This window comes from Variovorax sp. CAN15 (assembly GCF_030462475.1).
Lineage (GTDB): Bacteria > Pseudomonadota > Gammaproteobacteria > Burkholderiales > Burkholderiaceae_C > Variovorax.
Genome location: NZ_JASMRZ010000082.1, coordinates 1 through 21,919, shown reverse-complemented (window position 1 = coordinate 21,919; position 21,919 = coordinate 1). Strand labels below are relative to the sequence as shown.

Sequence of the window (21,919 nt, the reverse complement as noted above, 5' to 3'; positions counted from 1 at the left end):
CGCGGATCAGGGCTCGCCCTTGTCTGAGCGAAGCGAGTTTGGGCGAGACCCCGCGAAACGCGAGCACCGCAGGTTGCCCCGTAGCGCAGCGAAGGGGTCGCAGACAGTGGGGTCGCCTTTCTTTTGCCTACTTTTCTTTGGCGAAGCAAAGAAAAGTAGGTCGCCCGCCGGGGCGAGTCCCGGCCCCGGAAAGCAAACACCCCTCAGTGAGTAAACCCACCCAAAGAACGCACTTCACCACGAGCCAAAGCCAACTCCCCCAAAGCCAAAGCCAAAGCCCGAATCCCGGCCGGAATCTGCCCAGCCGCAATAGAAGACAACCTCAATCGGAAAAAGGGACATGGATAAGGAGGCCGAGCAAAAAACACATCCCCCGCCTCGATCAACACCCCATGACTCCGAGCCATCAAAGCAAGCTCAGTAGCATCCACCCAGGCAGGCGCCTGCACCCAGATGGAAGCCCCCCCCGAAGGCAGCCGGAACTCGAAATCCGGCAAATATTCCCTCAACGCCTGAGCAGCCAACGCAAGCCTCTCCTGCATCGCATGGTTCACCCTTCGAGCATGCGACTCGTGATGCCCAAGAGAGAGAAACAGCGCATAAGCATGCTGCAAGAAAGCGCTCGGATGCCGCACCATCGCATGCCGTATCACGCGCAGTTCCTTGATGAGCGCCCGAGGCGCAACGATGAACCCCAGCCGCAGCGCAGGCGACAGGCTCTTCGACACCGACCCTACGTAGATCACGCGCCCCGTCTTGTCCAGGCTCTTGAGCGCGGGCATCGGCGTGCCTTCGTACAGGTTCTCCGCCTCGTAGTCGTCCTCGATGATCACGAAGTCCTGCAGCTCTGCCTTGCGCAGCAGCCATTGCCGCCGCTCCAGGCTCAGCGTGGCGGTGGTGGGGCTCTGGTGAGAAGGCGTGACGAAGAGGTAGTCGGCCGCGGGCAGCGCATCGACCACCAGCCCGTCTTCATCGACATCCACCTCGACCCACTTCGGCTGCCGCAATGAAAAGCTGTTGCGCGCATGCGGGTGCCCAGGCTCTTCCAGCCCCACGCGGGTCTGCTCGTCGAAGAGCGCCTCGGCCAGCAGGTAATAAGCGTGCTGCGCGCCCATGGTCACGAGGATCTCTTCCTTCAGCGCGAACACGCCGCGCTTGGGCAGCAGGCGCGTGCGGATCTGCTCGATGAGATCGGGCACGTCGTCGGTTTCGAAATCGGGCGTCCAGTGCGGCAGCTGCGAGCGCGCCAGGCTGCGCGCGCAGCATTCGCGGAAGTCTTCCGTGGGAAACAGCTGCGGGTCGTAGTTGCCGTAGACGAACGGGTACGGATAGTCGCGCCAGCGGTCGGGCTTGGAGAGCGTGGGCTTGTCGACCAGCGAGCGCAGCACACGGCCCGACCAGTCCGGCGGCTGGGTCGCCTGGCCGCTGCGCCCCACCAGCGGCTCGGCGTGCACGGCCGTGAGCGGCCGCGCGCCGTGCGCCACGAAGACGCCGCTGCGCGGGCGCGCTTCCAGAAAACCTTCGTCGATCAGCTGCAGGTAGGCCGAGGTGACGGTGTTGCGGCTCAGCCCGAGCAGCGCGGCCAGCTCGCGCGAGGAAGGCAGCGGCGCGCCGGGCGCCAGGTGCTCCTCGAGGATGGCCTGCACAACGGTAGTCCGCAGGCGGGCCTGCAGCGGCAGCGCCGGTTGATCGGGCAGCGCGAACAGCTGCGCCCACTGGATGGCTCGCGGATTCGGGGGCATGGTGCGCCGCAGTTTAGGGCAGGCATGCCGATCCGTGGCGCATCCGTGGCGTTCTGGCTCGGTCGAATTCCCGCAACTGGCCCTATCGCGCGGGCATGCCGCTGCCTACGCTTGCTTCATCGAATTCACGAGCCCCAGTGCAACCGCCATGCCTTCTTCTTCCGCCGCTCCCGCAGTGACCACCGACACCCTCGCCGCCTTCAGCGATGCCTGGAACCGCCACGACATCGACGCGCTGATGAGCTTCATGACGCCCGACTGCATCTTCCAGACCGCCGCCGGCCCCGATGCCTGCGGCACGCGCCATGTCGGCACCGATGCGGTGCGCACCGCCTTCGCCGCCGCGTGGGCCACGGTGCCCGATGCGCAATGGACCAACGGCCAGCACTTCGTGCATGGCGACTTCGGCACCTCGCAATGGACCTTCACCGGCACCGCCGCCGACGGCAGCCGCATCGAGACCGACGGCATCGACGTCTTCACCTTCAAGGACGGAAAGATCCACCTGAAGAACGTGTTCCGCAAGGCGCGGCCCAATCTGCCCGCCGCCAGGTGAACCGTTCTTCAGCTCTCTTCTTCGATTGGAGCCTTCCATGACCATGACAAGCACTGCGCGCCGCGTGGACGCCAGCGCGGCCAGCATCGACAGCGCGGCGCTCCAGCATCAGCAGCAGCCGCCCAAAGCCCCCTCCCGCCCCTACGATCCGCAATACGACCCGCTGCTCGCCCCCGACCCCGGCGCCGGCCGCGCCTACGCGCCCACCTGGTGGGTGGCCAGCGCCGGCTCGCCGCCGGAGGACGATGGCCCGCTCACGCAGGACATCGACGTCGACGTGGCCGTCATCGGTTCGGGCGCGACAGGCATGTCGACCGCGCTGTATCTCGCGCAGGAGCACGGCATCCGCGCCACGGTGCTCGAGGCCAACCAGGCGGCCTGGGGCTGCTCCAGCCGCAGCGGCGGCCAGGGACAGAACGCGAGCGGCCGGCTCAAGCGCTCGCAGTGGATCGAGCGCTGGGGCCTGGACACCGCGAAGAAGCTCGACGCCGAGATCCGCAGCGGCTTCGAGAACTTCCGCCACCTCACCACGCAGATCGACTGCGATGCCTGCGACGGCGGCCATCTCTATCTTGCGCACCGCAAGGAAAAGCTGCCCATCCTCGACGCCGAGGCGCGGCTGATGCGCGAGAAGTTCGGCTACGCCACCCGCATGATGAGCGCCGAGGAAGTGCGGCGCGACTACTGCGACGAGCGCGAGACAGTCGGCGCGATGTACGAGGCCGAGGGCATCGGCATCCATCCGCTGAAGTTCACCTTCGGCCTGATGCGGCGCGCCCGCGCGCTGGGCGTGACGGTGCACACCTCGAGCCCGGTGCAGGGCTGGGAGACCATCGATGGCGTGCACCACTTGCGCACGCCCGGTGGCGTGGTGCGCGCGCGCCGCGTGGCGGTGTGCACCGGCGGCTACACGGGGCAGGCGCTGAACCCGATGCTGAAGGACCGGATCATGCCGATCCTGTCGAACTCGGTGGTCACGCGCCCGCTGACCGATGCGGAGCTGCAGGCGACCAACTTCCGCTCGAAGACATTCCTGACCGACACGCGCACGCTGCGCTTCTACTACCGGCTGCTCGAAGGCAACCGGCTGCAGATCGGCAGCCGCAGCGCGGTGAGCGGCGCCGACGCCGAGGGCGCGGTGCACCTGAAGCTGCTCACCGACGCCATCGCGCGCAAGTTCCCGCCGCTGGCGGGCATCCGCATCGACTACTCGTGGTGGGGCTGGGTCGACATGAGCCACGACATGATGCCGCGCATCACCCAACCCGACTCCTCCAGGAGCATCTGGTACGCGGTGGGCTACGGTGGCAACGGCGTGTCGTTCTCGACCTGGGCGGGCAAGCGGCTGGCCGAGCGCGTGGCGGGCAAGGACGCGGGCAAGGAAGTATTCGAGCTGCCCATCTACCACTCGCAGCTGCCCTTTCCCAACGTGCTGGGCGTGGTGGAGTCGCGCGCCTTCGCGCCGTTCAGGCGCTTGGGGCAGCGCATGCTCTACAAGTGGTACTGGCTGCGCGACGAGAAGTAGAAAGAAAGGAAAAAGAAAGGAAGCGCGGCGCACTGCCGTCGCGCATTCCCCGAAGTGGCGCACCGCCTCGCTGCACAACGGGGCAAACCCGCGCCTTCTGGCCCTGCGAGTCGCAGCGGGTTGGCTCTTCGCCGACATGCACCCAGGGCCTATCTTCGACACAAGGTCTTCGCGTTGCACATCACATGCATCGACGATGACCGACTCCGATTGCCTGTGTCGAACTTCCCGAGGTCCTGTCATGCAGCTTCCCCCTTCCCAGCTTCCCCTGGTTTCCCCCCTGCTCACGCGCCGCGCGACGCTGCTGTCCGCCACGCTGCTGGCCGCGAGCAACCTGCTCCCGCTGTCCGCTTTCGCGGCTGAAGAACCGAAACGAGGCGGCACGCTGGTGATCGGCAGCACGCAGACGCCCCGGCACCTCAACGGCGCGGTGCAGTCGGGCATTGCCACCGCCATGCCTTCGACGCAGATCTTCGCGAGCCCGCTGCGCTTCGACGACAAGTGGAACCCGCAACCCTACCTGGCCGAGTCTTGGAAGCTTGCGGACGACGGCAAGTCGCTCACGCTCAAGCTGCGCAAGGACGCGCTGTTCCACGACGGCAAGCCGGTCACCTCGGCCGACGTGGCCTTCTCGATCATGGCCATCAAGGCCAACCATCCGTTCACCACCATGATGGGGCCGGTGGAGAAGGTGGAGACGCCCGATGCGTACACCGCCGTCATCCGCATGGCCGTGCCGCACCCGGCCATCGTGCTGGCGATGTCGCCTGCGCTGTGCCCCATTCTTCCCAAGCACATCTACGGCGACGGACAAGACCTGAAGAACCATCCGCGCAACACCACCGACGTGATCGGCTCGGGCCCGTTCCGCGTGGCCGAGTTCAAGCCCGCGCAGCGCGTGGTGCTGGAACGCTTCGACAAGTTCTTCATCCCGGGCCGCCCCTACCTCGACAAGGTCATCATCAACATCACGCCCGACTCGGCGAGCCTGATGCTCGGCCTGGAGCGCGGCGACATCCAGATGGTGCCCTTCGCAACGCTGCCCACCGACCTGAAGCGCCTGGCCAACGACCCGAAGATGTCGCTCACGGCCAAGGGCTACGACGGTATCGGCGCGCTCAACTGGCTGGCATTCAACACGGCGAAGAAGCCGCTGTCGGACGTGCAGGTGCGCAAGGCCATCGCCACCGCCATCGACAAGAACTTCATCACCAAGGCGCTGATGGGCGGCTTCGCCACCGTGTCCGACGGCCCGCTGGTGGCCAGCAGCCCGTTTGCCGTTTCCGACCTGGTTCGCTACCCGCTCGACCTGAAGAAGGCCGGCGAAATGCTCGACGCCGCGGGCTACAAGGCGGGCTCCGGCGGCGAGCGCTTCAAGCTCACCATCGACTACCTGCCCGGCGTGGACGACCAGCAGAAGAACGTGGCCGAGTACATCCGCGGCCAGCTCAAGAAGGTGGGCATCACGGTGGAGGTGCGCGCCTCGGCCGACTTTCCGGCCTGGGCCAAGCGGCTGGCCTCGCACGACTTCGACATGTCGATGGACACGGTGTTCAACTGGGGCGACCCGATCATCGGCGTGCACCGCACCTACCTGTCGACCAACATCAAGCCCATCGTCTGGACCAACACCCAGTCGTATGCCAACCCGAAGGTGGACGAGCTGCTCAACACCGCCGGCAGCCTGATCGACCCGACGCAGCGCAAGGCCTACTACGCGACCTTCCAGAAGATCGTGACGGACGAACTGCCCATCGAGTTCATCAACCAGGTTCCTTATCACACCGCCTCCAGCAAGAAGGTGGGCAACGTGCCGGTCACCATCTGGGGGCCGCTGTCGCCGCTGGACGAGGTGTATTTCAAGTAAGGCGGGCGGTCATGGGCATGCTGCCATTTCTGCGCCATGTCGCCTCGCGAATGCTCCAGGCCCTTGGCCTGGTGCTCGCCGTGGTGGTGCTCAACTTCGTGCTGGTGCACGCCGCGCCGGGCGACCCGGTGGAAACCATCGCCGGCGCCAGCGGCGGCATGTCGCCCGAGCTGATGGCTCAGCTGCGCACCCAGTACGGGCTCGACAAGTCGCTTCCGGTGCAGCTGGCCGTGTACCTGGGCAAGGTCGCGAGCGGCGACCTGGGCTACTCGTACTTCTTCAACCTGCCGGTAACGCAGATGATCGGCGAGCGCGTGCCGGCCACCCTTCTGCTGGTGCTGAGTTCAGTGCTATTGGCGTTCTTCGCGGGCACGGCGCTGGGCGTGCTGTCCTCGCGCAAGCCCAACGGATTGCTGTCGCAGTTCATCACCGTGCTGTCGCTGGTGGGCTTCGCGGCGCCGGTGTTCTGGCTGGGGATCATGCTGGTGATATTGCTGGCCTCGGTTTTCCCGATTCTTCCCGTCGCGGGCATGCGCTCCATCGATTCGACGGGCACCGGCGGCTTCGCGGACATGCTCGACGTGGCGCAGCACCTGGTGCTGCCCACGCTCACGCTGAGCCTGGTGTACCTGGCGCAGTACAGCCGGCTCGCGCGCTCGTCGATGCTCGACGTGCTGGGCTCCGACTTCATCCGCACAGCGCGCGCCAAGGGTCTGGCCGACCGCGTGGTGCTCTACAAGCATGCGCTGCGCAATGCGTTGCTGCCGGTGGTCACGGTGCTGGGGCTGCAGTTCGGCAACGTGCTGGCGGGCGCCATCCTGGTGGAGACGGTATTCAACTGGCCCGGCCTCGGCCGGCTGGCCTTCGAGTCGGTGCTGCGGCGCGATTACCCCACCATCCTCGGCGTGCTGCTGTTCTCCTCCATCGTGGTGGTGGTGATGAATCAGCTCACCGACCTGTGCTACCGCTTCATCGACCCACGGATCAGGGCCTCATGAGCAAGGTCATCGCGATGCCTCCTGTTGCTTCCGCTTCCAAACCCGCCGCCAGGCCGCCGGTGCGCGTGGAACACCCCGGCATGGAGGCGCTGCGCATGTTCCTGCGCAACCCCGCCGCCATCGCAGGCATGGCCATGTTGCTGATCGTGCTGGTCGTGGCCATCGCCGGGCCCTGGCTCTACCCGGCCGACCCGTTCGAGATCAAGGCCGCGCCGCTCACCCCGCCCTTCAGCGAAGACGCATGGCTCGGCAGCGACTACCTGGGCCGCGACGTGCTCACCGCGCTGATCTACGGCGGGCGCGCCACGCTGCTGGTGGGCGCGGTGGCCGCGCTGCTGTCGGTGCTGATCGGCATCACGCTCGGCGCCTTCGCCGGCTACTACGGCGGCAAGATCGATGCCGCGCTGATGAAGCTGACGGAGTTCTTCCAGGTGCTGCCCGCGCTGCTCTTCGCGATGGTGGTGGTGACGCTGTTCTCGCCCACGCTGGTGACGGTGACGCTGGCCATCGGCATCGTGAGCTGGACCGGCACCGCGCGGCTCACGCGCGCGGAGTTCATGAAGTACCGCGGGCTGGAGTTCGTACGCGCGGAGCGGGCCATCGGCGCGCGCGACGCGCGCATCATCTGGAAGGTGATCCTGCCGAACGCGCTGCCACCGCTGGTGGTGTCGGCCACGCTGGCCATCGGCGCGGCGATACTGTTCGAGGCGGGGCTGTCCTTCCTCGGCCTGGGCGATCCGAACCAGATGAGCTGGGGGCTGATGATCGGCTCCAGCCGGCAGTACGTGCTTTCGTGCTGGTGGGCCGTGGCCTTCCCCGGCGCGGCCATCTTCATCACCGTGCTGGCCGTGAGCCTGATCGGCGACGGCCTCAACGATGCCCTCAACCCGAAACTGAGGGAAAGATGAAGTCCACCCCCAGGCTTGCCCACTTCGTGTGGCCGCCAACCCCCTTGAGGGGGGCAATACCTGCGGCCCGGCAAAGCCGGTTCCGCGGTATTCCCGGAAAAGACGCCACGCCGGAAATGTCCGCAGATTTGCGTGCGAAAGGTATCTCTGCATGACTTCGCCTTCCGATAGCACGCTGCTGCGCGTGCAGGACCTGCACGTGGAGTTCAAGACGCGGCGCGGACAGGCGCTGGTGCTCAATGGCGTCGACTTCGAGATCCGTGCCGGCGAAACGCTGTGCGTGGTCGGCGAGTCGGGCTGCGGCAAGAGCATGACGGCGCTGGCACTGCTGCGGCTCATTCCCTCGCCGCCGGGGCGCATCCGCAGCGGCCGGGTGCTGTTCCAGGACGAAGACCTGGTGCAAGCCACCGATGCCCGCATGCGCGAGGTGCGCGGCAACCGCATCTCGATGATCTTCCAGGAGCCGATGACTTCGCTGAACCCGGTGTTCACCGTGGGCGACCAGATCGGCGAATCGCTGCGGCTGCATGCCGGAATGAACGCGCATGCAGCGCGCGAGCGGACCATCGAGATGCTGCGGCAGGTGGGCATTCCGGCGCCCGAGCGGCGCGTGGACGAGTACCCGCACCAGCTCTCCGGCGGCATGCGCCAGCGCGTGATGATCGCGATGGCGCTGGCCTGCAGGCCCGACATACTGATAGCCGACGAGCCAACGACCGCGCTCGACGTGACGGTGCAGGCCCAGATCTTCGACCTGCTGCGCGAGCTGCAGCGCGAGAAGGGAACGGCCATCATGCTCATCACGCACGACATGGGCGCTGTGGCCGAGATGGCCGACCGGGTGATGGTGATGTACGCCGGCCGCGTCATCGAGCAGGGCACCACCGAGCAGGTGCTGTCGGAGCCCGGCCACCCCTACACGCGCGGCCTGATCGACTGCCTTCCCGAGCTGGGCAGCAGCACGGCACAGGACGGCGACGGACGCGAAGACCTCGCCGAGATCGCCGGCGTGGTGCCTTCGATATGGGAGCTGGGCACCGGCTGCGCCTTCCGCGAGCGCTGCCCGCGCGCGATGCCGCGCTGCGCCGCCGAGGTGCCGCCGATGTTCGCGGTGCATGGCGAGGTGGCGGCGGGCGTACCGCACGGCGCGGCCTGCTGGCTGCATGCAGAAGCGCTCGATCAACGCGAAAGAGAGGCCGCATGACGTTCATCGGCAAGACCGACACGCTGCTTTCGGTCGACGACCTGAAGGTGCACTTTCCGCGCGGCAAGGCCGGCTGGGGCCGCACGCCCGAGGTGGTGAAGGCGGTGGACGGCGTCTCCTTCGAGGTGCGCCGCGGCAGCACGCTGGCAGTGGTCGGCGAATCGGGCTCGGGCAAGACCACCACCGCGCTGGCCGTGATGCGGCTCGCGCCCGTCACCTCGGGGCGCATGCAGCTGGGCGACACCGATCTGGGCGCGCTGCAGGGCGAGGCGCTGCGGCAGGCGCGCACGCGGATGCAGATCATCTTCCAGGACCCGTTCTCCTCGCTGAATCCGCGCGAGCGCGCGGGCGCCGCCGTGCGCGCGCCGCTGGACCTGATGCGTGTGGGCACACCCGAGGAGCGCACGCGCCGCGTGGCCGAGCTCTTCGAGGCGGTGGGCCTGCGGCCGGAGCAGCAGCACCTGTTTCCGCACCAGTTCTCGGGCGGACAGCGCCAGCGCATCAACATCGCGCGGGCGCTGGCCACCAACCCGGAGCTGGTGGTGTGCGACGAACCTGTGTCGGCGCTCGACATCGCCATCCGCGCGCAGATACTGAACCTGCTGGCGCGGCTGCAGCGCGAGCTGGGCCTGACCTATCTCTTCATCTCGCACGACATGGCGGTGGTGGAACACATCTGCGACGACATCGCCGTGATGTACCTGGGCCAGATCGTCGAGCGCGCGCCGCGCCGCAGCTTCTTCGCGCGGCCGCTGCATCCGTACAGCGTGGCGCTGATGTCGGCCGTGCCCACGGTGAGCGGCGGGCGCCGACGCGCGGCCAACCGCATCAAGCTGAGCGGCGACCCGCCCAGCCCCATCGACCCGCCCAAGGGCTGCCGCTTCGCCGGCCGTTGCCCGGTGGCGGAAGCGGCCTGCGCGGCCGAGCTGCCGCCGCTGCGCGAAGTCGCGCCCGATCATTGGGTTCGCTGCAGGCGCGTCGACCTCGTCGACGGGCTGCCGCGCCCTCCTCTTTCGATTCCGGAATCGCCATGAGCCAACAAACAACAAGCACAACGACCACCACCGTCTACGCCGCTCGCAGGATCATCACCATGAACCCGATGCAGCCGCACGCCACCCACGTGGCGGTGCGCGACGGCCGAGTGCTGGCCGTGGGCGCGCTCGCGGACATGCAGGGCTGGGGCCCGTTCACGCTCGACGAGCGCTTCGCCGGCAAGGTGGTGATGCCCGGCCTCGTCGAAGGCCACTGCCACCTGAAGGAAGGCAGCATGTGGGACTGGACGTACCTCGGATGGTTCGACCGCCGCGACCCCGAGGGCAAGGTGTGGAGCGGTCTGCGCTCGATGGACGAGGTGGTCGCCCGCCTGTCGGAGGTGGCCGCGAAGATGACGGCCGACGGCATTCCCGACAGCGAGCCGCTCGTTGCCTGGGGGTTCGACCCCATCTACTTCGGCGGCGAGCGCATGACGGTGCAGCACGTCGACCGCGCGAGCAGCACGCGGCCCATCGTCATCGGCCATGCCAACGGCCACCTGATGAACGTCAACAGCGCGATGCTGCGCATTGCCGAGATCACGCGCGACAACGAGGTGGAAGGCGTGGTCAAGTTCGCGGACGGCGCCAATGAAGGCGAGCCGACCGGCGAGCTGCAGGAGCCGGCCGCCATGTTTCTGGTGCTGCGCAAGATCGGCAACGCCGGCCTGCTCGCGCCGATGACCGAGGCCGGCGTGCGCTCCTTCGCGCGGCTGGCCTGCCTGCAGGGCGTGACCACCGCGACCGACCTGGTCAACAAGCTCACGCCCGAGGACTGCAGCGTGCTGGAGAAGGCCACGGGCGACGACGGTTTCGGCGTGCGCATCCTCCCCGCGTTCCAGGCCTTCCACGGCACGCACGGTGCCGCGCAGGGTGCGGAGCACGTGAAGTCGCTGATGCCGCGCAACACCGACCGGCTGCGCTACGGGCTGGTGAAGATGATGCTCGACGGCTCGATCCAGGGCTTCTCGGCGCGGCTGCGCTGGCCGGGCCACTTCAACGGCGCGCCCAACGGCATCTGGGTGACCGCACCCGCGCAGTACGAGGCCGACTTCGAGACCTACCACCGCGCGGGCCTGACCATCCACACGCACACCAACGGCGACGAGGCCAGCGAGGTGGCCATCGACGCCATCGAGCGCGTGCTGGCGCGCGCTCCGCGCCCCGACCACCGCCACACGCTGCAGCACGGCCAGATGATCGACGCGCCGCTGTTCCGCCGCATGGCCGCCCTGGGCCTGTGCGCCAACCTGTTCGCCAACCACATCTGGTATTGGGGCGACCAGCACTACGAGATGACCATGGGCCCCGACCGCGCCAACCGGCTCGATGCCTGCGGCAGCGCGCTGGCCGCGGGCGTGCCGCTGGCCATCCACTCCGACGCGCCGGTGACGCCTCTCGGTCCGCTTTTCACCGCCTGGTGCGCCGTCAACCGCATCACGCCCAAGGGCCGGCTGCTGGGCGCGGCCGAGCGCATCACCGTTGCGCAGGCGCTGCGCGCCATCACGCTGGGCGCCGCATGGACGCTGAAGCTGGACGGCGAGATCGGCAGCATCGAATGCGGCAAGCGCGCCGACTTCTGCGTGCTGGAAGACGACCCGCTCGAAATGGACCCGATGGCGCTGAAGGACGCCCGCGTGTGGGGCACGGTGCTCTCGGGCCGGGTGTTCGAGGCGCAGAGAGGCCAGGGCGCGTGATGCCGGGAAGGAGGCTTCCGTTCACCGTCATCGGCGGCTTCCTCGGCGCCGGCAAGACCACCCTGCTCAACCGATGGCTGCGCGATGCCAGGGGCCTGCGCATGGCGGTGCTGGTGAACGACTTCGGCGCGCTCAACATCGACGCCGGGCTGATCGCCGCCACGCATGGCGACACGGTGGCGCTGACCAACGGCTGTGTGTGCTGCCAGATCGGCGACGACCTCGGGCGAGCGCTGGTGGACGTGATCGAGGCGAAGACGCCCTTCGACGCGGTGGTGATCGAGGCCAGCGGCGTGTCGGACCCGTGGCGCATCGCGCAGATCGGCATGGCGGCGCCGGAACTGAGCCTCGAAGGCGTGATCGTGATGGTGGATGCGAGCGTGGCCGCGCGGCAGTCGACCGACCCGCTGCTGGCCGACACGCTGGCGCGGCAGCTGAGGTCGGCTGACCTGGTGGTGCTGAACAAGGCCGACATCGCTTCGGCCGAGGCACTGGCCGCCGCAAAGGTCTGGGTGGAAGGCAGCGCCCCCGGCACGCCGTGCATCGAGACCGTCGAGGCGGCGGTGCCGCTGGCGCTGGTTTCGGGGCTGCCGCGGCCCGCCCCCGCGCCGCATGCATGCGGCCCGGATTGCGCCCATGACCATGGGCATGAATCGCCCGGCCACGGCGAGATCTTCCAGACCTGGAGCGCGCAGCCCGAAGCGACGATCCCGGCAGCCACGCTGCGCGCCTGGCTGCGCGAGATGCCGCCGGGCGTGCTGCGGCTCAAGGGGCTGCTGCGCACCGGCCATGGCGCGGAAGGCGACGAGTGGTCCGAAGTGCAGTACGCGGGCCGCCATGGCTCGGTGCGCAAGGCTTCGCCACCGTCGGGACAGGCCCGTGCCGGCATCGTCGCCATCGGCCTGCAGCGGCAGTTGCCTGAAAAGATGCTGAAGGAATTCTTCGCGGCCTGAGCGACGTCGACCCTGTCGTGATGCAATCGCGGGTTTCAACGCGATCCGACGACATGACCTCTTCCCTGTTGATCCGCCCACCGGCTCCAGACGACTACGCGGCATGGAAACCGCTCTGGGACGGCTACAACGCCTTCTACGGCCGCGAGGGCCCGACCGCCCTCGCCGACGAGATCACGCAGGCCACCTGGCAGCGCTTCTTCGATGCCTACGAACCCGTGCATGCGCTGGTGGCCGAACGCGACGGGCGACTGGTCGGCCTCACCCACTACCTGTTCCACCGCAGCACCACCCGCCTGGAGCCGACCTGCTACCTGCAGGACCTGTTCACGCTTCCTTCCGAACGCGGCAGGGGCGTCGGCCGGCAGTTGATCAACGGGGTGTACGAGCGCGTGAAGCTCGCGGGCGGCCATCGCGTGTACTGGCAGACGCACGTGACCAACACGGCGGGCCGCACGCTCTACGACAAGGTCGCCACGCACGACGGCTTCATCGTGTACGGCACGCTGGTCTGAGACCGGCGGCTCAGTACTTGATCGTCACGCCGGCCTTCACGCCGTTGTTGTTCTTGCCATCCGTCTGCACGCCGCCCGAGAACGACAAGTTGCCGCCGGTGCTCCCTCCCAGCGAGTAGGTCGGCCTTGGCGTGGAAGTGTCGGTGCCGATGTAGGTGCCGCTGCCGTCGGGGCGCTGCACGCCGACCGTGGCGCCGTCGACGGTGGCCGAGGTCTCGGTGGGATTGACGTTGGGGGCGACGTAGACGGAGCCCTTCTCGTCACTGTCGACGGGAAGCTTGATGGGCTCCGCCGTCGCCGCGAGGCAGAGCATGCCCAGCACCACGCCGGTGGCAAGTACGTATCGATGCATTCCATCGATGTTTGGCGAGGCGGCGGCTGGTGCGCGTAGGACGAAAGGAAATCCGCTGCGCGGACCGTGCCGAAGGTTGCCGTCGTACGTTCACTTTTCGTTGACTTGAGTACTTGCGTACTCAAGCTCGAACCTGTGGCAATGGACACGATCCCGCTCTACGATCCATGCACGAAATCGAGCAGGAGAACCTCCCCAATGTCCATCAACGAAGTCGTCATGCCGGAGCAGTTGCTGAACGCGCTCGACGCGCAGAGCCGCACGCCCATCGCGCGCATCGGCGAGGCGCTGATCTCGCTGGACATGATCACGCAGGAGCAGCTGCGCGCCGGGCTCGAGCGCCAGAAACTCGATCCGATGGTGCCGCTGGGCGAGACGCTCGTGCGCATGGGCGTGGTGAGCCGGGGCCAGTTGCAGGCGGCGCTGGTGCGCAAGATGGGCTACCCGTTGGTCAACCTGCATCTCTATCCACCGGCGGCCGAGGCGCTGCGCAAGCTGCCGCATGCGGTGGCGCGGCGCCTGCAGGTCATGCCGCTGATGCTGAACGAGGGGCGGCTCATCGTCGCCATCGACGATCCGACCAGCCGGCATTCGGCGCTCGACGAGGTGGAGTTCATCGCGCAGATGAAGGTCACGCCGGTGGTCGGGCAATGCCTGGACCTCGACGGCGTACTGAACGCGGTGTACGAGAAGATCGGCGAGCACACCGGCGCCGCGCCCAACCCCTTCGCGGCCAGCCTCGACCCCAGCCAGCCGCTGGACTTCGACGTGGCCGGCACCAGCGAACTGCTGCAGACGCTGGAGAAGGAGGTCTCCGCCCCGCAGGCGGTGAGCGAGGCCCCCATCGAGCAGTCGGACAACTCGCTGGTGCGCATGATCAACAGCATGATCGTCGAGGCGCATCGCGAGGGCGTCTCCGACATCCACATCGAAAGCTACCCCGGCCAGGAGAAGACCCGCATCCGCTTCCGGCGCGACGGCCTGCTCCATACCTACCTGGAGCTGCCGCCGAGCTACCGCAACGCGATCGTCGCGCGCATCAAGATCATGTGCGACCTGGACATCAGCGAGAAGCGCAATCCGCAGGACGGCAAGATCAACTTCGCCAAGTACTCGCCGCAGCATCGCATCGAGCTGCGCGTTGCGACCATTCCCACCAACAACGGTCTCGAGGACGTGGTCATGCGCATCCTGGCCTCGGCCAAGCCCATCCCGATGGACCGGCTGGGCCTGTCGCCCGAGAACCTCGCGCAGCTGACCAGGGCCGTCGAGCGCCCCTACGGCATGGTGCTGTGCGTGGGCCCCACGGGCTCGGGCAAGACCACCACACTGCACTCGGCACTGATGCACATCAACACGCCCGAGCGCAAGATCTGGACGGCGGAAGACCCGGTGGAAATCACCCAGTCGGGGCTGCGGCAGGTGCAGATCAATCCCCGCATCGACTGGACCTTCGCCAAGGCGCTGCGTGCCTTCGTGCGCGCCGACCCCGATGTGATCATGGTGGGCGAGATCCGCGACGAGGAAACCGCGAAGACCGCCATCGAGGCCTCGCTGACCGGCCACCTGGTGCTGTCGACGCTGCACACCAACAGCGCACCCGAGACCGTCACGCGCCTGCTGGACATGGGCATGGACCCGTTCAACTTCGCCGACTCGCTGCTGGCCGTGCTCGCGCAGCGGCTGGTGCGCCGCCTGTGCACGCAGTGCACCACCGGCACGCCCGCGAGCCCCGAGGCCGTCGAAGAACTGCTGGACGACTACATGCACGCCTTCGGCCCCGAGCAGCAGCGCGATGCGGCGCAGCGCCAGGCGGTGCTGGCGGGCTGGGTGCAGCGCCACGGCCGCGACGGCCGGCTGCACACCTACACCAGCAAGGGCTGCAAGCACTGCGCAGACACCGGCTTCAAGGGCCGCGTGGGCATCCACGAGCTGATGACCATGTCGAAGACGCTGCGTCGCCTGGTGCAGACCGGCGCGCGCGCCGAGGAGCTCCAGCAGGCCGCACTGGGCGAAGGCATGCGCACGCTGCGCCAGGACGGCATCGAGAAGGTGCTGGCCGGGCAGACCAGCATCGAGGAAGTGCGCGCGACCAGCAACGTGTGAGCGGCCGCCGCAGCTGCAGCGCTACAGCTGGCTCTGCGGAATGCAGGGCTCGATCAGCCGCGGCTTGAGCCGCTGCCACGCGGCGGTCTAGGGCGGAACGTCGCAGGCCGTCTGCTTGCCGTTCTCGTCTTCCTCGGTCCACTCGACGTTGCGGCCGCCGGTGTCCAGCCGCAGGCGGTAGGCACTGCCGGCGTCGGCGAAGCTGTCGAGCTGCCTGGCGGAATGCGCGGCGCCTGCGGCGGTTTGGCGGCCGCCGTGAGTTTGTCGAAGCACTGCCGCAGTTGCTCGGGCATGAGCGCGCTGCCGGCGATGCGCGCCACCGGGTAGACGACGGTGCTGCTCCAGTAGTGGTCGAACTCGTCGGACGGCTGCCGCACCACCGGGCCGGCGGCGCGCAGGCGCTGATCCGAAGGCCGCCAGGGCCAGATCTACCAGTTCTCGGGTATGGAACTCATGAAAACAAAAAGACACACTCGGCCGCGTTTTGTCTTATCCGTTTTTGCAAGGGAAGAACCATGCTCACTCGACTCCAGTTCTCGTGCCGGTATTTGCCGGCCGTGGCTCTGCTCGCCATGGGCAGCGCCCACGCAGCAGGCTACGTGGCCGGTGACGCCGGCAACCCCGGCCTCAGCCAGCCGGGCTGGAGCAGCAGCGGCGGCGGCAGCGCGGCCACGGTCTCGGGAGACGGCGCCACCTCGATCGGCGCGGGCGGCGACGGCAGCAACGGAACAGCTGGCGGCACCGGTGGCACGGGCGGAGCGGGTGCCAGCGCAAGCGCGAACGGCGCGACGGCCATCGGCGGTGGCGGCACGGCCGGACAGGGCTCCGCGGGCGGCACGGGCGGTAACGGCGGCAGCGGCGCGCAGGCCTCGGCCAGCGGCGCCATCGCCGTGGGGTCGGGAGGCCAGGGCGCGGAGGGCTGCTGCGGCTTCCCCGGACAGGCGGGCGGCAGCGGTGCGCAGGCGTCCGGCATCTCGGCGGTCGCCATCGGCAGCGCCTCGGGCGCCAGCCAGGGCGCGGTGGCGTCGGGCAATGGCAGCACGGCCATCGGTGGTGCTTACAACGGGTCGGCCGGCGCATCGGCGCTTGCCACAGGCAGCGTGGCCGTCGGCACGGGCAGCCAGGTCGCCAGCGGCGCGACCAACAGCGTGGCCATCGGCGCCAACTCCGTCGCCACCGCGGCGAACTCCGTTTCCTTCGGCTCGGCGGGCCAGACGCGCACCCTCGTCAACGTGAGCGCGGGCACGGTGAGCGCCACCAGCACCGATGCCGTCAACGGCAGCCAGCTCTACACCGTGCAGCAGACCTCCAACACGGCCCTCGGCCTGGCGCAGAACTCGGCGCAGTACGTCGCGGGCGGCACCACGCTGCAGCTCAACGCCAACGGCGGCGCGGGCACCGTCGTCAGCAACGTGAGCGCGGGCCAGGCGAGCACCGACGCGGCCAACGTCGGCCAGGTGCAGCAGGCGCAGCAGACGGCCATCACCACCGCGAACAACTTCACCGTGCAGCAGGTCACGGCGCTGCAGTCGTTGATGAACCAGGCGCTTTCCAGCGGCGTGTGCGCGGTGAGCGCGAGCGGCTCCGTGGCCTGCGGCCCGGGCGCAGGCGCCAGCGGCGCGGGGAGCACCTCGATGGGCACCAACGCGCAGGCCAATGGAGAGAACACCGTCGCCGTCGGCAACGGCGCGCAGGCTGGCCACGCGGGCTCGGTCGCCATCGGCGCGGGCGCGAAGGCACTGGCCGACCCGACCACCGCCGTCGGCAACAACGCAATCGCCACCGGCAACAACGCCGTCGCGCTGGGCGCCAACACGCTGGCCAGCGGCAACAACGCCGTGGCACTGGGCCAGGGCTCGGTGGCCGACCGCGACAACACCGTGTCGGTCGGCAACGCAGCCACCAACCAGTTGCGCGGCATCACGAATGTCGCGCCCGGCGTGCTGGGCACAGACGCCGTCAACCTCGGCCAACTGCAGCAGGCCGTGGCCAACGCAACGAGCCAGGCCAATGCATTCGCCGCACAAGGCGTAGCGGCCGCCCTGGCCATGCCGTCGATGCCGACGCTGGCTGCAGGGAAGAAATGGATGGGCGCCGCCGTCGGCAACTACGCGGGCGCGTCGGGGGTGGGCGTCGCTTTCGGCTATCAGGTCAACGACAACCTGAACCTGGGCGTGGGGCTTTCGACGGCTACGAGCAGTGGGAGCGGGAGCAGGGTCGCGGCTAGGGTGCAGGCGGGGTATGCGTGGTGAGGCCTAGGTGCGGCGTCGGTTGGTCGTGGGCCTGTAGCTCCTAGCGCGGCACTGTGGTTCTACGGATCTTCGACCAGTACTCCTCCCGCACGTCTTCGTCTATGGTGGGCCGGATGTGCGTCGGATAAAGCGCATCGCGCCCATCCTTTCGCGGTCCTGAAATCCAGTAGCGCTCGCCGGTTTCCACGTCGAAATAGTTTGACTTGAAGCCGCACCCCTTCAAGCTGCTGAACGTCTTTCCTGCGTAGTACAGCGTCGCGCCCGTCTTGGAAACCCTGACCCGGCCAATGCGGGCCGGTCCCGTCAGACCGTTCGTCTTCGCCTCGATGTACATGATGCGGCTCTTCATTTGACTTCAACTCCACCGAGCGAAAGACGTTTCAGGCTCCGTCCGCCCGGAAGCCCCTGACGGTCTTGTGCGTTGATGCCGTTGGTCTTCCCAAAGGCCAGCGTATCGGATGTGAAGCGGCCCTGCTCACGTATCAGCGGGACAGGACACCAGCGCGAGAGGAGCCGCGGAGCGGATTCAGCGAACGACGAATGCCACATTGGCCAACACGTAGCCGACGGGCATGAACACGCCGCCTCCCACGTATTGCAGTTCCAGCGAGTCCTGTTGCCCTCCGGAAATCGATCCGGCCACGCCCAGGGTGGTCGAAATGCGACGCGCGCCGAGCTGGATGGCCGAGCCCGACTTGCCGGCGGCCACCTTCACGCCGTCGGCGCTGCTCGCGACCGCGGTCCAGGCACCGGCGTCGCCGGTCGCGCGCCAGGTCTGGCCGCGGTCGCTGGACTCGTACATACGGCCACCGCTGGTGGCGGCCACGACGTAGCGGCCGTCGGCGGACGTGGTGATGCCTCGCCAATCCCGGCTGACGGTCTGCGATTCCCATGTGGTACCGGAATCGGTGGAGACCCAGACGGCGCCCGTGTCCACGGTGGCGTACAGGATGCTGCCGTCCGCCGACGCCGCCGCCGACCACCAGAACTGGGCGCTCGCGCGCGCGGTCCAGTTCACGCCATAGTCGGTCGAGACATACAGCTGGGCACCATTGGTGGCCGCCACCAGAACCCGGCCATCGGCCGAAGAAGCCACGGCGCGCCATGTGCGGGCCGACTCACGCGCCGTCCAGCTGCTGCCGCCGTCCGACGAGGTCCAGATCTGCCCGTTGTAGGCGGTCGCGACCAGGCGCGACCCGTCGGCGGAACTGGCCACCGCGCTCCAGGCTCGGGACGATCCGTCGTCGAACCACGTGCTGCCGCCGTCGGTCGAGCGGAAAATCGCACCGCCGTTGGTTGCAGCGACCAGCGCAAGGCCATCGCTGGAAGAAGCGACGCCGCTCCAGGGCTGTCCCGTGAGGCGCAGGTTCCAGGTCGCACCGGAATCGCTCGAGGTGTACAGCTCGCCGCTGCTGGATACTGCCGCCAGACGAGTGGCATCGGCGGACGAGGCCAGGCCGCTCCAGCTACCGGTGGGCCCCACCGGGCGCCAGTCGAAGTCCGATCCGCCGGGCAGGCTGCGGGTGTCGATGCGCTGCCCCGCGTTCTGCGCGATGGTCCACCCGCCGCTGCCCACCCCCACCACCTTGATCCAATCGCCCACCGTGGGCGCGGGCGGCAGCGTGAGCGTGACGCCGGTGCTCGAATTCGCCTGATAGCCGGTGTTCGACTCGGTCTGGACACTCGAGGCGGTGACGCTGACCCAGCGCGTATCGGCCGGCGCGGCCGCGCACACGTAGGCCGTGGCCGTGACCTCCGCGGCATCGAGCACGCCGTTGGCGTTCAGGTCCAGCCCGGATTGCACTCGTTGACCACCATAGGTGCAGGTGCCACCCGGGGCTTCGGCCGCGAATGCGAGCAGGCTGTCGCGGCCATTCGACCCTGCGGCGCCCGTCGCCCCCGGCGCACCGCCGCAGACGTAGGCCGAACTGGTCACCTCCGCATCCTCGAGCACGTCATTGCGGTTCAGATCCTTGCCGGCCAGCACCTGCGAGCCGCCTAGCGCGCAGTTGGTGCCGGCGGGCTCGGCCCGCATGCGCACCAGCGTGCTGAGGCCATCCACCCCGGCCGTGGCGTTGCAGATGTACTGCGTGGAGGTGACTTCGCTGTCCGCGAGCGCGTGATTGCCGTCGACATCCAGGCCGGCTTCGACGCGCGCGCCGCCCAAGGAGCAGTTGACGCCGACCGCCTCCGGCTTGACGCGCATCAGCACCGTGGATTCGCCGGATGTGCCGCCGGGCGCAGGCGCAGCGGGCTGCTGCGCGGGGGGAACGAAGAATGCCGCGTTGCCGGCGCCACCCCCGCCACCGCCACACGCGGCCAACGCCAGAGCGGCGATCAGGCCTGCGGCCAGGCGGGCATTGCGAACGAAGCGGCAGGCAAGTCTGGACGAAGGCATGAGCGGAGGCGGTGAATGTACGAAGGCGCGATTCGGGTTGCACCGGCGAGACGGAACGCAACGCATTGTAAGAAATTGATGCGCAAAGTCACATTCCGGCAGCTCGGGTAAGGAGGTCGGCCAGCGTCCCAGGAGCTTGGAAAGACGCTCCTTGCAACAGAACCCGCTTTTGCCCCGATCGACAGGTCGCACGCCACCGCCGGCCGCCCCACTTGTGTACTCGATCAGGGCAGATGCTTGCGCCCTCGCACGCTCTCCCGCGTCGGCCCGAAAGAGCCGAAGCGCACCGGCAGGCCGCTCAGCGCCTCTGCGTGTTCCACCCACGCGTGCGGCGTGGCGATGAGGTGCGGCTCGTAGATCGGCTCGGCGCCCTGCAGCAGCCTGGTCAGCTCGTGTTGATGATCGAGGTCGTGCATGCTGCCCAGCGGCAGTGACGCAAGGCGGCCCGCATCGGCCGTGCGGTAGCCCGAACACCAGCGCAGCCCCGTTCCCTCGATGGCATCGAGGTGGCTCACCACCAGCCCGTCGAGCGTTCCGACCACGTCGAGTGCGTATCGCAGCAGTACCCCATCGGGGTGGCCCCTGCGGAACACGCCCTGCCAGCCTTCATCGGCGTTGTGCGGCTCGGCCAGCCGCGCGTCGAGCATGCGGTCGTGCGTGGGCAGCGGGCCGGGTCCGTGACGCGTGAGGTAGCTGCGCAGCACGCCGAGGTGCTGCACGGGGGCGTCGATGCCGGCGTCGTGCAGCACGGCCTCGACGGCGGCAGTGGAAATGGTGCTCCAGGTGGTGTGCGGATGGAAGCCGTGCCATTCGTCGAGCAGCACGCCCTGGGCGCCCTCGAAGATCACGGCGCCGGGGCGCGCGAGGCGCTCGGCGATGCGGTCGATGCCGGTGGGCGGCGACTGCGTCACGCACGGCGCTGCAGCTTCGAGCCAGCGGCGAGCGAGCGTGCCGTCGCGCAGCATGGCGATTTCCTGTGCGGCATCAGCGTGGTGCAGCGCAGGGCTGGCCTCGAACTCGCGCAGCAGTGCGCTGCGCAGTGCCTCGATCTTCTCGATCGTGCGGGCGGGATTGCGCAGATCGCCGTAGAGCAGCGCTTCATCGGGCGAAGCCAACGCCTGCCGCACGGTCTCGCCCACGCCAACGCCGCAGCTGCCGTGCGCGCCCTCGCCCCGCGCCCATTCGCGCAGGCGGCCTGCCGCTTGATGGAACGGCGTGGTCACGCGGCAGCGTGCGTCGATCGACAGTCGCGTGAAGGCGTCTTCCACGCCGACCCGGCGCAGCGCAGCCTCCTCGATGCGCAGCGCCGTAGGGTGCACGACCACCGCGCTCGCAAGCACGGTGCCCACGCCGGCATTGAAGCTGCCGGCACCGAACTGCGAAAAGGTGTGATGCCGCCCATCGGCCAGCACGACGTTGTGCCCGGCCTGCGCGCCGCCGTTGAAGCGCACCACGGTGTGGGCGCCCGGCGCGCCGCTGAGGTGGTCGGTGAAGAGCCCCTTGCCGCAGTCCCCGAAGCCGAGGCCCAGCAGCGAGACGTAGTGCGTGGCGGCGTCGGCTGTCACACGGCCGTCAGCCGAAGAGCCGCTTCCACCACGACGAGCGCGGGCCGGCGGCCGCTGCCGCCACGCCGGGCGGCGCGTGGCGCGGCGCGTTCGGGTCGAGCAGCGCGGCGTAGGCGTCGAGCGCGTGCAGCACGCCGCCCACGCGTTCCTTTTCCATGCCGGTGGCGCTCATCACGCCGGCCAGCGCCTCGAGGCTGGGCACGGCCTTCTCGGGGCCTTCTCGGTGAGCGCGACGATGCCGGCGGCC

The 21,919-nt window shown here is 68.5% G+C and carries 18 protein-coding genes and 1 pseudogene; 12 read left to right on the top strand and 7 right to left on the bottom strand.

Features of this window, described 5'->3' with window-relative positions; all coding sequences use genetic code 11:
• Positions 1-203: 203 nt before the first annotated feature.
• On the bottom strand, positions 204-1,742 hold the full coding sequence (locus tag QMO14_RS28525) for a PLP-dependent aminotransferase family protein (RefSeq protein ID WP_301511318.1): 1,539 nt from the start codon (positions 1,740-1,742) through the stop codon (positions 204-206).
• A gap of 148 nt (positions 1,743-1,890) precedes the next feature.
• Between QMO14_RS28525 and QMO14_RS28520 the strand changes: the two genes are divergently transcribed.
• From QMO14_RS28520 to QMO14_RS28475, 10 genes are all read left to right on the top strand, one after another.
• On the top strand, positions 1,891-2,298 hold the full coding sequence (locus tag QMO14_RS28520; RefSeq protein WP_301511316.1) for a nuclear transport factor 2 family protein: 408 nt from the start codon (positions 1,891-1,893) through the stop codon (positions 2,296-2,298).
• A 37-nt stretch (positions 2,299-2,335) separates the two neighbouring features.
• Positions 2,336-3,823 carry an FAD-binding oxidoreductase gene (locus QMO14_RS28515; protein ID WP_301511314.1) on the top strand — a complete coding sequence of 496 codons (1,488 nt, stop codon included), beginning with the start codon at positions 2,336-2,338 and terminating at the stop codon, positions 3,821-3,823.
• A gap of 241 nt (positions 3,824-4,064) precedes the next feature.
• Entirely contained in the window at positions 4,065-5,690 is a 1,626-nt protein-coding gene (locus tag QMO14_RS28510; RefSeq protein ID WP_301511313.1) for an ABC transporter substrate-binding protein, read from the top strand.
• A gap of 20 nt (positions 5,691-5,710) precedes the next feature.
• Positions 5,711-6,688: an ABC transporter permease gene (locus QMO14_RS28505; protein WP_301511322.1), complete on the top strand. Its 978-nt coding sequence runs from the start codon at positions 5,711-5,713 to the stop codon at positions 6,686-6,688.
• Between the two features lie 14 nt (positions 6,689-6,702).
• Positions 6,703-7,596 carry an ABC transporter permease gene (locus QMO14_RS28500; RefSeq protein ID WP_301511320.1) on the top strand — a complete coding sequence of 298 codons (894 nt, stop codon included), beginning with the start codon at positions 6,703-6,705 and terminating at the stop codon, positions 7,594-7,596.
• Between the two features lie 151 nt (positions 7,597-7,747).
• On the top strand, positions 7,748-8,800 hold the full coding sequence (locus QMO14_RS28495) for an ABC transporter ATP-binding protein (RefSeq protein ID WP_301511312.1): 1,053 nt from the start codon (positions 7,748-7,750) through the stop codon (positions 8,798-8,800).
• A complete protein-coding gene (locus tag QMO14_RS28490; protein ID WP_301511309.1) occupies positions 8,797-9,834 on the top strand; it encodes an ABC transporter ATP-binding protein in 1,038 nt (345 codons plus the stop codon). Before QMO14_RS28495 ends, QMO14_RS28490 begins: the two co-directional genes overlap by 4 nt.
• Positions 9,831-11,531: an amidohydrolase gene (locus tag QMO14_RS28485; protein WP_301511308.1), complete on the top strand. Its 1,701-nt coding sequence runs from the start codon at positions 9,831-9,833 to the stop codon at positions 11,529-11,531. Before QMO14_RS28490 ends, QMO14_RS28485 begins: the two co-directional genes overlap by 4 nt.
• Entirely contained in the window at positions 11,531-12,484 is a 954-nt protein-coding gene (locus QMO14_RS28480) for a GTP-binding protein (RefSeq protein WP_301511307.1), read from the top strand. The genes QMO14_RS28485 and QMO14_RS28480 overlap by 1 nt, the downstream gene beginning before the upstream one ends.
• A 53-nt stretch (positions 12,485-12,537) precedes the next feature.
• On the top strand, positions 12,538-12,999 hold the full coding sequence (locus QMO14_RS28475; protein WP_301511306.1) for a GNAT family N-acetyltransferase: 462 nt from the start codon (positions 12,538-12,540) through the stop codon (positions 12,997-12,999).
• A gap of 10 nt (positions 13,000-13,009) precedes the next feature.
• Here QMO14_RS28475 and QMO14_RS28470 read toward each other — a convergent pair whose 3' ends face one another.
• On the bottom strand, positions 13,010-13,351 hold the full coding sequence (locus tag QMO14_RS28470; protein ID WP_301511305.1) for a hypothetical protein: 342 nt from the start codon (positions 13,349-13,351) through the stop codon (positions 13,010-13,012).
• A 198-nt stretch (positions 13,352-13,549) separates the two neighbouring features.
• On the opposite strand from QMO14_RS28470, the gene QMO14_RS28465 reads away from it, so the two are divergent.
• Entirely contained in the window at positions 13,550-15,457 is a 1,908-nt protein-coding gene (locus tag QMO14_RS28465) for a GspE/PulE family protein (RefSeq protein WP_301511304.1), read from the top strand.
• 87 nt (positions 15,458-15,544) lie between these two features.
• On the opposite strand, the gene QMO14_RS28460 is transcribed toward QMO14_RS28465, so the two are convergent.
• Positions 15,545-15,730 (bottom strand): hypothetical protein, encoded by a 186-nt coding sequence (locus QMO14_RS28460; protein ID WP_301511303.1) that lies wholly within the window; start codon positions 15,728-15,730, stop codon positions 15,545-15,547.
• A 242-nt stretch (positions 15,731-15,972) separates the two neighbouring features.
• Here QMO14_RS28460 and QMO14_RS28455 point away from each other — a divergent pair, with 242 nt between their 5' ends.
• Complete coding sequence (locus QMO14_RS28455; RefSeq protein WP_301511302.1) at positions 15,973-17,709, top strand: YadA family autotransporter adhesin; 1,737 nt, start codon at positions 15,973-15,975, stop codon at positions 17,707-17,709.
• 40 nt (positions 17,710-17,749) lie between these two features.
• Here the strand turns inward: QMO14_RS28455 and QMO14_RS28450 are convergent, their stop codons facing one another.
• The 4 genes and pseudogenes from QMO14_RS28450 to QMO14_RS28435 form a co-directional block, all read right to left on the bottom strand.
• Positions 17,750-18,058, bottom strand: a complete 309-nt coding sequence (locus tag QMO14_RS28450) for a 1-deoxy-D-xylulose-5-phosphate synthase (RefSeq protein ID WP_301511300.1) — start codon at positions 18,056-18,058, stop codon at positions 17,750-17,752.
• Between the two features lie 177 nt (positions 18,059-18,235).
• Complete coding sequence (locus QMO14_RS28445) at positions 18,236-20,107, bottom strand: sialidase family protein (protein WP_301511299.1); 1,872 nt, start codon at positions 20,105-20,107, stop codon at positions 18,236-18,238.
• A 224-nt stretch (positions 20,108-20,331) separates the two neighbouring features.
• Positions 20,332-21,672 (bottom strand): adenylosuccinate synthetase, encoded by a 1,341-nt coding sequence (locus tag QMO14_RS28440; RefSeq protein WP_301511298.1) that lies wholly within the window; start codon positions 21,670-21,672, stop codon positions 20,332-20,334.
• A 7-nt stretch (positions 21,673-21,679) separates the two neighbouring features.
• Positions 21,680-21,919, bottom strand: a pseudogene (locus QMO14_RS28435) (hypothetical protein); the annotation flags it as partial.